Source organism: Massilia frigida (genome assembly GCF_011682175.1).
Taxonomy (GTDB): domain Bacteria; phylum Pseudomonadota; class Gammaproteobacteria; order Burkholderiales; family Burkholderiaceae_D; genus Telluria_A; species Telluria_A frigida.
In genome coordinates this window covers 17,062-29,118 of the sequence record NZ_WHJG01000048.1, presented here as the reverse complement: position 1 = coordinate 29,118, position 12,057 = coordinate 17,062, and the positions used below count along the sequence as shown (strand labels likewise).

General features: G+C 64.6%; 8 protein-coding genes. All 8 read right to left on the bottom strand.

Annotated elements, in window-relative coordinates:
- Positions 1–59: 59 nt before the first annotated feature.
- The 8 genes from F2P44_RS29585 to F2P44_RS29550 all read right to left on the bottom strand — a co-directional run bounded on the left by F2P44_RS29585 (position 60) and on the right by F2P44_RS29550 (position 11,943).
- A complete protein-coding gene (locus F2P44_RS29585) occupies positions 60–1,781 on the bottom strand; it encodes a ShlB/FhaC/HecB family hemolysin secretion/activation protein (protein ID WP_370662758.1) in 1,722 nt (573 codons plus the stop codon).
- A 377-nt stretch (positions 1,782–2,158) separates the two neighbouring features.
- The gene (locus F2P44_RS29580; RefSeq protein WP_167092841.1) at positions 2,159–3,559 is read right to left on the bottom strand and encodes a GH1 family beta-glucosidase; all 1,401 of its coding nucleotides are present in this window, start codon (positions 3,557–3,559) and stop codon (positions 2,159–2,161) included.
- Positions 3,560–3,606: 47 nt separating this feature from the next.
- Entirely contained in the window at positions 3,607–4,440 is an 834-nt protein-coding gene (locus F2P44_RS29575; RefSeq protein WP_167092839.1) for a carbohydrate ABC transporter permease, read from the bottom strand.
- Positions 4,437–5,315, bottom strand: coding sequence for a carbohydrate ABC transporter permease (locus F2P44_RS29570; protein ID WP_167092837.1), 879 nt, complete (start codon positions 5,313–5,315; stop codon positions 4,437–4,439). The genes F2P44_RS29575 and F2P44_RS29570 overlap by 4 nt, the downstream gene beginning before the upstream one ends.
- Complete coding sequence (locus F2P44_RS29565) at positions 5,312–6,586, bottom strand: sugar ABC transporter substrate-binding protein (protein WP_167092835.1); 1,275 nt, start codon at positions 6,584–6,586, stop codon at positions 5,312–5,314. The genes F2P44_RS29570 and F2P44_RS29565 overlap by 4 nt, the downstream gene beginning before the upstream one ends.
- Positions 6,583–8,004, bottom strand: a complete 1,422-nt coding sequence (locus F2P44_RS29560; RefSeq protein ID WP_167092833.1) for a glucoamylase family protein — start codon at positions 8,002–8,004, stop codon at positions 6,583–6,585. Before F2P44_RS29560 ends, F2P44_RS29565 begins: the two co-directional genes overlap by 4 nt.
- Before the next feature lie 12 nt (positions 8,005–8,016).
- Positions 8,017–10,884, bottom strand: a complete 2,868-nt coding sequence (locus tag F2P44_RS29555; protein ID WP_167092831.1) for a TonB-dependent receptor — start codon at positions 10,882–10,884, stop codon at positions 8,017–8,019.
- A gap of 18 nt (positions 10,885–10,902) precedes the next feature.
- Positions 10,903–11,943 (bottom strand): LacI family DNA-binding transcriptional regulator, encoded by a 1,041-nt coding sequence (locus tag F2P44_RS29550; protein WP_167092829.1) that lies wholly within the window; start codon positions 11,941–11,943, stop codon positions 10,903–10,905.
- Between the last annotated feature and the right edge of the window lie 114 nt (positions 11,944–12,057).

Sequence of the window (12,057 nt, the reverse complement as noted above, 5' to 3'; positions counted from 1 at the left end):
GTGCCTGAACGGCGTCAAACGGGTACTGCGGGGGGACTGAACTGTCTGCGCTGCGCCGATCAGCGCGAATACGTGACCGATACATACGGCGTGAGCGCGCGCGTCTTGAAGCGCTCCGGCTTGCTGACCGGGGTGGCCAGGCTGATATCGAATACCAGCGACTTCCACCTGCCGCGCAGGCTGGCGGCGAAACCGGCCAGGGTGTCGCCCACCAGGCCGGCGGCGCTCGGCCCCCAGACCTTGCCGGCGTCGAGCGCGATGAATACACTGCTGTCGATACCGGCGAACGATGGCAGGCCGGTCGAGACGTCCTGGCGCAGGATCGCGCCGCTTTCGGCCATCAGCACGCTGTCGCCGTCGAAGCCGCGCACGCTGTAGCGCCCGCCGATGCTGATCTGGTCGGCCGACAAGCTCATGTCGCCGGTCTTTTGCAGGCGCAGGCTGGCGCTGTACTGCAGTGCGCGTTCGGCCAGCTTGAACGGCTGGCTGTACGAGGCGTTGAAGCTATAGATGCGCGGACGCAGGGTCAGGCCGCCGTCGGCCGCGCTCGGATAGTCGGCCTCGGCGCTGCCCAGGCCGATGCCCTGGCGGTAGCCGAGGTCGAGATCGAGCAGGCCCTGGCCGAGGTATTGCTTCAGGGTCAGGCCGGCCTGGGCGCCGGTGGTGCGGCGGCGCTGCACGACCAGTTCCACGTCGTCGAGAAAACTCTGCGCGCGGCGGGTCGAGATGGCCGCATACACGCCGGCCTTGGCCGACGCGCTGCGCCACGCCAGGTAATTCCATTTGGCCTCGGCCGTGCTGCTGCTGCCGCTGGACAGGAAACGCGCTGTCGTACCTTGCACGAACTGGGCGAAGCGGCTGCTGCTGTGCGACACGCTGAAGCTGTGATAGTCCCAGGGAATGCTGTAGTTGGCCGACAGGCTGGTGCTGCGATGGTCGCGCTTGGGCTGCTGGGCATTGATATTGCTGCTCAGGCTGAAAATATCGTTCAGGCCGGCGGCGTTGTCGAGCGACAGGGAACCGGACAACTGCGCCCGGCCCAAAGCCACCGAACCGGAATTGTCCAGGCTGACGGAAGCGTGCGTGCGCTCCAGCAGGCTGCCGGCATGGCGTTCGAGCAGCACGATGCTGGTGTCCGCATCGATGCCAGGCTCGATGCGGGTGGTGACCGCCTGGCTCGGCAAGCGCTTCATCTGCTCGACGCCCTGCTCCAGGTCGCGGATATTGAGTACGTCGCCGGCGGAGAGCGGAAAGGCGTTCTTCCAGGTTCCCCAGGCATCGTCCGCCACGTCGCCCGGCACGCCGGCCTTGACCATCTTCACGCCGGCAACGCGGCCGATGTGCAGGGCGAACACCAGCTTGCCCTCGCTCAGGTTTTGCTGCGGCAGGCTGACCCGGCTGGTGACGTAACCCTGCGCGATCAGCCTGGCGTCAAGCACGGCGGCGATCTGGCGCACCCCTTGCACCCCGACGCACTGGCCGATAAAGGGCGCCACGGCCGATGCCATCGAGCCGAGCTCCTGCTTGCTACCAACAGTCATGCTCTTGATCAGGAAGCAAGGCGTCTCGACGGGCAGCTTGCTCATGTCGGCGGCCGCCTGCGCCGGTTGCAGCAGGTCGGCCTTGGTCTGCAATTGCTGCTGCTGTTCGCGCAGGCGTTCCTCTTGCCGCCGGATGCCTTCCTGCGCGACGTCGAGCGGATTGGGCGCGCTTGCTGCCGGCACCGGAAGCTGCTGCGCCGACACTGTGGACGCCGGCATGAGCAGCAGCGCAGCGCGCACGAGGGAAGCCAAGGCGAGGCGGCGCGGCGGGAAACGAAGCGATTTTTGAAGTTGAGCAGGCAGCATGGCGGGCAGGCGACAGCCCACATACATGGCCTGATCTATTGCACAAATTATAACGAGTCGAGCAGTTTAGCAGATGTAAGTGTATTTGAGAAATTGTTTAATAACAATATTCTGCTGTTTTCGACATTCAGCCCGTCTGTGCCCTGCATTCCGCACGCCTGCGCGCCTTATAAAAATCACGCTGTCATAGGAAAACTATGATTCCACCTGCGCATTATTTTTTTGACTTCTTACTTTCCATTTTTGCAGCATAAATACAACACCATTTTGTAACCGCCGGCGGTTTTCCCCCTATTTGCCGCCCCGCTTGCCTACTCGGTCCACATGGCCGCGCCGCTCCACGGGGACGGCCGCGCCGGCACGCCATCGAGCACGGCGCCGTTGGTGGCGATAACCTCACGGTAAAAATACGCGCTGTCCTTGAGCGTGCGCTCCTGGGTCGCGAAGTTCACGTGCACGATGCCGAAGCGTTTGGAAAAGCCGTGCGCCCATTCCAGGTTGTCGAGCAGCGACCAGGCGCAGTAACCGCGCACGTCCACGCCCTTTTGCATCACCTCGTGAATCGCGCGCAGATGCTTCTGGTAGTAATCGACGCGCAGCGGATCGTGCACCCGCCCTCCTTCGGCCACCGGCGGATCGAAAAACGCGGCGCCATTTTCGGTGATGTACAGCGGCGGATTGCCGTAGCGCGCCGCCACCCATTCAAGCGTGTCGCTCAAGCCCTTGGCGTAGACCTCCCAACCGGTCTCGGTGTAGGTGGCCAGCGGCTGGCGCACCGCCACCGCACGCAGCGGACAGGTACTCGCCTCGTCGCGCGTGACGCTGCGCGTGTAGTAATTGACACCGATGAAGTCGAGCGGCTGGCGAATCACGTCGAAATCCTCGGCCGGCCACTCGGGCCAGGCGTCGCCGTACACGTCCTTCATCTTGTCGGGATAGCACCCGAAAAACACCGGATCGAGGAATTGCCCGTTCATGTAAGCGTGGCCGCGCGCGGCCGCTTCCAGGTCGGCCGCGCTGTCGCTGGCCGGGTACTTGGGTTCCAGGTTGACCACCAGCCCGATCTCGTGCTTGCCCACCTCGCGGTACACCTTCACCGCCGCACCGTGCGCGCGCATCAGGTTATGCGCGGCGATGGGGGCTTCGAAGCGGTTGCGGTGCCCGGGCGCCAGGGTACCATTCAGGTAGCCGCCGTCGGACACCACCCATGGCTCGTTGAGCGTGGCCCACGAGGTGACCCGGTCGTCGAGGCGGTCGAACATCACGCGCGCATAGTCGGCGAACCAGCCGGCGATGTCGCGATTGAGCCAGCCGCCCTGGTTGTCCAGCGCCTCCGGCAAATCCCAGTGGAACAGGGTGACCATCGGCTTGATGCCGTGCGCCAGCAAGCGGTCCACCAGCTCGTCGTAGAACCCGATCCCGACGGGATTGACCGCGCCGCGGCCGGCCGGCATGATCCGGCTCCACGAAATGCTGAAGCGGTAAGCCTGCAAGCCGATCTCGCGCATCAGCGCCACATCCTGCGCCGAGCGGCGGTAATGGTCGCAGGCGACATCGCCCGTGTCGCCATCGCGAATATTGCCGGGCGAGTGAGCGAAGCGCTGCCAGATGCTCGGCCCCGCGCCGTCGGCCAGCGGCGAGCCTTCGATCTGGTAGGCCGACGTCGATGCGCCCCACAGGAAGTGCTTGGGAAATACGATTGCGTTCGTCATGTTTTGCCCTGGTGATGTTCACTGCGATGACATGGCGGCCGGCGGCCTTATCCCTTTACGCTGCCGACCAGCAGGCCCTGGATGTAATAGCGCTGCAAGACCAGGAACAGCAGCAGCACCGGCAAAATGGTGAGCACCGACCCGGCCATCATCATCTCGTTATCCTGCACATGTTCGCGCGAGAGCGATGCCAGCGCCACCGGCAGGGTGTACAGATCCTTGTCGGTGAGGACGATCAGGGGCCACATGAAGTCGTTCCAGCTGCCGAGAAAACTGAAGATCGCCAAGGTCACCAGGATCGGCGCCAGCAACGGCAGCACGATCGAGCGGAAGATGCGGAACTCGCTGGCGCCATCGAGCCGCGCCGCCTCCAGCAGCGCATCGGGAATCGTCAGCGCGTACTGGCGCACCAGGAAAATCCCGAAGATGCTGGCCGCCGCCGGCACCAATACCCCGATGTAGGTATTCACAAGTCCCATCTGCTTCATGATCAAAAACAGCGGCAGCATCGCTACCTGGCCCGGAATCACCAGTGCGCCCAGCAGCAGCTTGAAGATGCGGTCGCGTCCCGCGAAGCGCAGCTTGGCGAAGGCGTAGCCCGCGCCCACGTTGAACGCGAGCGAGAGCGAGGTCGCCGCCAGCGCCAGCATCAGGCTGTTGAGGAAATAGCGCCCGATGCCGGCCTGCGAAAACAGCTCCATGTAATTGGCCAGGGTGGCCTGGCGCGGCAGCAGCGGCGGCGGAAAGTGGCTCGCCTCGCCATGCGCCATGAACGACACGGACGTCATCCACAGCAGCGGGAACATGGCCAGCAGCGCGCACAGTATCAGCATGGCGTTGACGAACACGCGCCGGGGATTGGCGCCGGCGCGCGCGCTCATTCTTCCAGCCCGCGGCCGGCCACGCGCATTTGCAGCATGGTCACGCCGAACATCAGCAGGAACAGGATGAAGGCAACCGCCGTGGCGCTGCCCAGGTTCCACCATTTGAAGCCCTGCTCGTACATGAAGTACAGCACGCTGACGGTGCTTTGCAGCGGCCCGCCCTCGGTCATCATGTATGGTTCCGCGAACAGCTGGAAATAGCCGGCCATGGTGAGGATGCTGACCATGAACATGGTCGGCGCCAGGGCCGGCAAGGTGATATGGCGCAGCATGGCGACGCTGCGCGCGCCATCGAGTTCGGCCGCCTCGTACAGATCGCCCGGGATGCTTTGCAGGCCGGCCAGGAAGATGATCATGTTGTAGCCAAAGTTTTTCCAGACCGCGAACAGGATAATCGAAGGCATCGCGAAGCGTGGATCGCCCAGCCAGTCGACCGGCGCCAGCCCGGCCAGATCGAGCCCGTAATTGATGAAACCATAGCGCGAGTGGTACAGGTAGCGCCAGATGACGGCGACCGCCACCATCGACGTCACCACCGGCGCGAAGAAGGCGGTACGAAACAGCGGCTTGAACCACGCCAGCCGTGAATTGAGCAGCAGCGCCGCGCCGAGCGAGGCGGCAATCGAGAGCGGTACGCCGGCCACGACGAAAAACAGCGTGTTACCCAGCGCCTTCCAGAACAGCGGCGTTTGCAGCAGCTCCGCATAATTGGCCAGACCGACGAAGCGCAGGTTGTCGAGGTCCGCCAGCGCGTACAGGTCGAAGTCGGTCATGCTCATCGCCAGCGCCGCCAGCACCGGAACGAAGAAAAACATGCCGATCACCAGCAGCGGCGGCCCCACCATCCACCACGCGGCGCGCCCGGTCGTCATGCCCGGCCCCGCTGATCGAGCATCCAGCGGCGCTTTTCCAGGATGCGGTCGGTGCGCGCATCGAGTTCCGTCACGGCCTGCTCGATCGTCATGCGCCCGGCCACCAGCGCCTCGGTGACGATGCGCATCTCGGTGCCGATGCGCTCCCATTCCGGCACCTTGGGCGGCGACTTGGCGCGTTCGAGCTGCTCGCGGAACGCGGCCGAATACGGGTCGCCCTGCAATGCCGGGTCATTCCATGCGCTGCGGCGCGGCGGCAGGTTGCCAGTCATCTGGTAAAAACGGCGCTGCACGTGGGGCTGCGACAGGTATTCGACCACCTTCCATGCCTCTTCCTTATGCTGCGACGCCTTGAATATCACCAGGCTGGCGCCGCCGGCCACCGACGCACCGGCGCCGTGCGGTCCCGGCAAAGGCGCCGTCATCCAGGTGTGCTGCTTTTCAAGCGGCAGGCGCCGTTTGAATTCGCCGATATTCCACGGTCCGGAGATATAGAAGGCGAAAAAACCCTTCGCAAATTCGTCCCACACGTTCGAAATCGCCGTGGCCGACAGGCGCGGCGCCAGGCCATTCTTGAACAGGTCGAGATAAAACTGCAGCGTGGCGCGAAAATCGGCGTGGCGGAAGTCGCCGAAGCGCCCTCCTTCGCGCAGCAGCGGCGCGTCCTGCTGCAGCGCCAGCGAGAGCAGCTGTTCGTATTCGTTGAGGGGCAGCAGAACCCCATAGTTCTGCGGGCTGCGCTGCTTCACCGCGCGCATCGCCTCGGTCCATTCGGCCCAGCTGGCGGGGGCCTTGGCGAAACCGGCATCGAGAAGCAAGTCCTTGCGGTAGTAGATCAGGCGCGTGTCCACGTACCAGGGCACGCCGTACAACTGGGCGTCGATCTGGTTCGAGGCCCAGATGCCGGGAAAATAGTCGGCGCTGGCCACGCCGTGGGGACGGTCGATCCGGTCGCCCAGCGGCTCGATCGCGCCCAGTGCCGCGAATTGCGGTATCCATGTATTGCCCAGCTGGCACAGGTCGGGCGTGACGTCGCCGGCGAACGCGGTCAGCAGTTTTTCCTGGGCCGACAGCCAGGGCAGCTGCTGCACCTTGATGCGGATGCCGGGGTTGGCGTTTTCAAAGTCGGCCAGCAACTCCTTGACCACTTCGCCTTCGCGCCCCATGGCCCACAGGCGCAGCTCCACCGGGCCGCCGCTGCGCCGCTCGCAGCCGGCCAGCAGCAGCGCCAGCGCCGAACCGGCGACCCAGTGGCGCCGCCGCAAATTCATGGCTTGGCCTCGTTATCGAGCCACCCGCCGGTAAATCCCGCGCGCCGCAATCCGGTGCGGATGATCGGATTGCCGCGCATGACGCGCCAGACCGATTCGTCGCGGTGATTGGCAATCATGGCCAGGATCGGGCCCTGGTCGATGCCCAGGTAGTCGGTGTCGATCCAGCCGAAGCCCGGCACGCGCCGCCCGTTGGCCAGCTTGATGCCGAAGTCGAAGCTCGGATTGAAGGCGTCCAGGAAGCCGTATTTGCCGTAGATCTGCTTGCCGTAACGCGCGTGCATGTCGGTCATCGCCGGAATGGCGATCTCCGGCGCGAACGCGATCGACGCCACCGCGCCGGTCGGGGCGATGGTGCAGTCGTCGGCATGCTCCTTGCCCATGCCGCGTCCCGCATAGCTGCGGAACTTTCGCCTGACGCCGCCGTCGGTAATGGTGGCATCGGCCGGACCGTCGCTGGCCGTCACGCCCCACAAGCTGGCGCCGTAACCCTTGCAGCCGAGCGGGTTGGCAATCGCGTACGCCTGCTGCGCGTACGTGGCGCGCCGGCTGTTTTCGAAATAATCGATGCCGCGCTTGCGCATGTAGGCATCCTGGATGCCGCGAAAATCGATCCACACGTGCGAATACTGGTGCCCGAAGTGCGAGGCGAACCCCAGGTGCTCCTGGCCCCATGAAGTGCCCCAGGTCTTGTCGTAGGTGCTGGTCCACTCGTCCCACGCCTTCGGTTCGACCGGATGGGTCGGCGAGGCCAGCGCCAGCACGTACACCAGCATGGCCTCGTTGTAGCCGCGCCAGTCGTAAGGCAGCATGCCGGTTTCCGGATGCCAGCCAAGCACGATCGCCGGCGGGCGCGCCTGCGCCCATTGCCAGTCGATGCGTTGATACAGTTCGTCGGCCAGGCGGCGAATTTCCGCCTCCTCGTCGCCTGCCCCGTCAAAATACGATTGCACGTGCAGCACGCCGGCCATCAGCAAGGCCGTGTCGATGGTCGAGAGCTCCGATTTGGAGCTGCGCGCGCCGGTTTTCATGTCCAGGAAGTGATAGAAAAAGCCCTTGTAGCCGCTCATGCCCTTCGCCTGCCTGCCTTGCGGCGCATTGCGGAAGAAACGCAAGGTGGTGAGCACGCGCTCGCGCGCTTGCGCCCGTGTGATGTAGCCGCGCTCGACGCCGATCGGGTACGCCGTCAGGCCGAAACCGACCGCCGCGATGCTGGAGAACGACGGCGACGGATAGCGGTCGGGCACCAGCCCGTTGGCCGGATTGGTGGTCTCCCAAAAGAAGCGGAAGGTGCGCTCGGACAGGTCGTCCAGCAGCGCCGCCGGGGCGGTGGCGGGCGGTGCCGCCATGGCCGGCGCCAGCGGCAGCGTCGCGATGGCGCCAACCAGCGCCGCCATCGGCATCAAGCGTTTTCTCATCAACGTCCCTTATTAAAATGCGTAGCGCGCGCTCAGTTTCACCGTGCGCATCGGGCCACCGACCTCGCCCGCCGTTCCCAGCTTGACGTTGTCGCCGCCAAGATAATTGGGATTCTTGGTGGTCGGCCCACCGCCCCAGGCGTCGTAACCGGCGTAGTTGATCGTATTGAACAGGTTCAGGACGTCCAGGCGCACCGACACCTTGCCGAAACCGACCGCGATATCCTTGGCCATGGCCAGGTCCACCTGGCGGAACGAGCCGCCATCGCCCTTGCGCGACACGCAGGCACTGAAACCCTTGGAGCAGTCGGTGATCCGGTACGGCAGGCCGCTGCCCAGGGTGAGTTTGGACGACAGCATGATCCCGTACGGGAGCAGGCGGTCGCTCATCCCCGCCATCACCAGGCGGTGGCGTTCGACGTTGGTGGACGGATTCCACGAATTGGCATAGCGCCCGTAGGTCCAGTTGAAAAGGTCGTTGGTCCACTCCTTGTTGGTGGTCTCGCCTTTGGAGTAGGTGTAGGTGGCGGCCAGGCCCCAGCCGGAGGCGGTTGAAAACGGCTTGTCGCCTTTCAGGTAGGCCGACGAGGTCTTCGCCTGCGAGATGAAGTCGCCCAGGATCAGGGTACCGTAACCGGGCACGGAGCTGAACATCGGATCGGTCGGGCTGGCATTGCCCCAGCCGCCGTTGACATCGCGGTTACCGCCGAACCAGTTGAACTGGTTGCGGCTGCGCGACACGGTCGCACCGGCTTCGGTATTCCACGCGCCGAGCGCCTGGCGCACGCCGAGGCTGAACTGGTCGGTGTACGGCAGTTGATGTTCGCTGCGGATCAGCCAGATTTCGCCGCCGGGCTGCGAATTCTTTTGCAGCTCGTCCAGCGCCGCGTTGGCGATGGTGCGGTCGTAGGCGCGTCCGGCGCCGGCGAAGAAGACGGTATTGGCGTCGCCGAAAACGTCGTACGACATGCCCACGCGCGGCTGCCACGCATCCTTGAACGGCTTGCGGTTCGATCCGGTGCTGATAAAGTCGCCGATCGTTACGCCGCCCTTGGCCAGCGACTGCGCATAGGTCTGGCCGGCAGGGGCGCCAGCGCGCGGGTCCTGCTTGCCGAACAGGCCCGCGCGGTCGGCCGGCGTGACGTAGCTGTCGTTGAGCATATTCGTCTCGTAATCCCAGCGCAGGCCCAGATTGAGTTCGAGCTGCTTGGTCACTTTCCAGTCATCCTGCAAGTAGATGCCGTACTGGCGGTCGACGTAGCTCACCCCCGTCGGCGCCAGGGCGGGCGATATTTCAAACAACTGCGCAATGCCGGTCACATTGTCGATCATCTCGCGCCGGATATCGATGCTGCGCGAGGTGCCATACAGGTCGAAGTCGACCTTCTTGACCTTGACGCCGCCCTTGATCGTGTGGCCGGCCAGGCCCGTCCAGGTCAGGCTGTCGCTGAACGACAGCCCTTTCTGCATGCGGTCCTGGGCGTCCGGCGAGCCGCCGGTAAACAGCACATCGACCACGTTCTTGGTCTCGTTGCTTGGCGAGACCACGTACTTCACGTAAGGCGTCGAACGCAGCCCGCTCGGATTCCAATGAAACTTCTCGTAGTCGATGCGCGCCTCGTTGAGGAAGTCGCCGCGCGTGAATTCGTGTTTCAGGTCGAAGCGCGTTTCGTCGTTCTTGCGGTCCTTCTCGTTGCCCGGCACCGACAGCTTGAAGTCTTCCGGCACCAGGTCGTTCTCGCGCCGGATGCGGGTGGACAGTTCGATCAGGTGGTCGTCGCCGATGCGCGTGGTGAGTTTGCCGAGCACCAGGTCTTCCTTGAACTTGGACGTGGCCGATCCGGCCTGCGCCAGCAGGGACGGCACGATGCCGGCGTTGGGCAGCAAGTCCTGGCGCTGCGCGACGACCTGGCGCGGCGTGTCGATCCGTTTGCCTTCGTACGCGATGAAGTAATGCATCACGTCTTCCTTGATCGGCCCACCAAGCGTTGCGCCGTACTGCTTCTGGGAGTAGCGCGGGCGGTCCACGCCCTCGTCCTTCCTCTTCTTCTGGAATGGATCGTAGGCGGTCAGGTTGGCGCCGGTGCGGTCGAAAAACACATCGCCATGCAGCTGGTTGGTGCCTGACTTGGTGATGGCCGTGATCGCGGTGGAACTGACCTGGTCGAATTCGGCCTTGTAGTTCTGCGAAACCACCTTGTACTCGGCCACCGCCGATTGCGGGAACGGATTGCCGCGCGACGAGTTGAGCCCGGACACGCCGCCGCGCAGGATGTAGTTTTTCTGTCCGACGCCATCGATGAAGACGTTCACATTGTCCTGGTTCTGCGCCCCGCCCTGCAAGCTGCCGTAGCCGGTCTTGGCCTCGACGTCGAAGCGCACGCCCGGTGCCAGGTCGGCAAAGGCGAGGAAATTGCGCGACACTTGCGGCAGGCTCTCGATCTGCGCGCGCGACACGCTGGTACCGACTTCCGAGGTCTTGACGTTGCGGCGCTGGGCCGAACCCAGGATCACCACCTGCGCGACGTTGGCCGGATCGGCGGCGCCGACCGACAGGTCGAGCGAGGCGGTCTGGCCGATCGAGAGCGTGAGCTTTTCGGTGGTCTGGCCGCCGACCTTGATCGCATACTCGCCCGGCGGCAGGCCGGTGAGCACATAGCTGCCGTCGGCGGCGGTGGTGGTGCGGTAGTTGTAGCCGGTGGCCGAATTGCTGGCGATGACCGGCGTGGCCGGCGCCGCTGGCGCGCCGCTCTGCGTAATGTGTCCCTTGATGGTGGCGCTGCTTAACTGCGCCTGCACCGGCGCGGCGGCCAGCATGGCCAGCGTCGACAGTCCCACCAGTGCCCGGCGCAGTTCGCGCACGCCTGCTTTCATTTTCATGCATTTCTCCCGTTGTCGTTATTCTTTATTGCCGGTATCCGCGACGCCCTGCGCATGCGCGCCGCACGAGCGCCGCACCACCAGTTCCGTCTGCACTACCTGCACGGTTTTTTTGGTCCCCTGCGGGTTTTCGATTTCGAAGGCCAGGCATTCGAGCGCGCGGCTGCCCATTTCGGTGATCCGCACCCGCACCGTGGTCAGCGGCGGCGCGACAAAACGCGCCGTAGGCACGTCATCGAAGCCGGCCAGCGCGATATCGCGCGGCACCACCAGTCCGCCCTCGCCCAGCGCGAACAGGCAACCGATCGCCATCATGTCGTTGGCGGCGAACACCGCGTCGGGCAAGCGTTTCAGGGCGCGCAGCTGCTGGCCCGCGCGGTAGCCCGATTCCTCGCCGAAGTCGCCGCGCAGCACGTCCGGCTCGAACCGCGCCACGCCGGGCAGCAGGCGCGCCATGGTCTCGCGAAAGCCGCGCAGGCGCTCCTGCGACTCGAAATTGTCCGCCGGTCCGGCGATCATGACGATGCTGCGGTGTCCCATCTCGACCAGGTGCTGCACCATGTCGGCCGCGCCGCCGTGGTTGTCGACCGCCAGGGCCGAACAATCGTGGCCGGTGGCGCGCGTGTTGACCAGCACGATGGGCAGATTGCCTGCCAGGTTGTCGGCCAAAAAGCTGGCGTCCACGTGGGGCGACATGACGATCAGGCCATCGACCCGGCCACTCATGGCGCGCATGGCCATTGCCGCTTCGCCGGCATCGCCGTGCGAACTCGATACCAGCAGGTGCAGGCCGCGCCGGTGCGCCGCCATGTCGATGCCGCGAATGAGCTCCGAAAAGAATTCGCCGTGCAGGTCCGGCAGCACCACGCCGATAGTCTGGGTGCGGCTGGTCGACAGGCTGCGCGCGCCGCTGTGCGGAATGTAGCGCAAGCTGCGCGCGGCAGCCAACACCAGCTTGCGCGTCTCCTCGGTCACGGTGCCGCTGCCGTTCAACGCGCGCGACACCGACGCGACCGACACATTCGCCAAGCGCGCCACATCCTTGATCGTTACGGCCATGAAAACGCCACCTTGTCATTCCCCCTGCATAGAAGTCGGGTAACCGATTACATTTTTCCTAATGTAACCCAATCGGGTGCAACACACCGTGGTTTTTTTGTAAATTTTTCATCG

Bases quoted from the DNA above. Each gene is read 5' to 3' on its own strand.
- F2P44_RS29565 (WP_167092835.1), bottom strand. From the start codon at position 6,586: ATGAATTTGCGGCGGCGCCACTGGGTCGCCGGTTCGGCGCTGGCGCTG.
- F2P44_RS29580 (WP_167092841.1), bottom strand. From the start codon at position 3,559: ATGACGAACGCAATCGTATTTCCCAAGCACTTCCTGTGGGGCGCATCG.
- F2P44_RS29570 (WP_167092837.1), bottom strand. From the start codon at position 5,315: ATGACGACCGGGCGCGCCGCGTGGTGGATGGTGGGGCCGCCGCTGCTG.
- F2P44_RS29555 (WP_167092831.1), bottom strand. From the start codon at position 10,884: ATGAAAATGAAAGCAGGCGTGCGCGAACTGCGCCGGGCACTGGTGGGA.
- F2P44_RS29550 (WP_167092829.1), bottom strand. From the start codon at position 11,943: ATGGCCGTAACGATCAAGGATGTGGCGCGCTTGGCGAATGTGTCGGTC.
- F2P44_RS29575 (WP_167092839.1), bottom strand. From the start codon at position 4,440: ATGAGCGCGCGCGCCGGCGCCAATCCCCGGCGCGTGTTCGTCAACGCC.
- F2P44_RS29560 (WP_167092833.1), bottom strand. From the start codon at position 8,004: ATGAGAAAACGCTTGATGCCGATGGCGGCGCTGGTTGGCGCCATCGCG.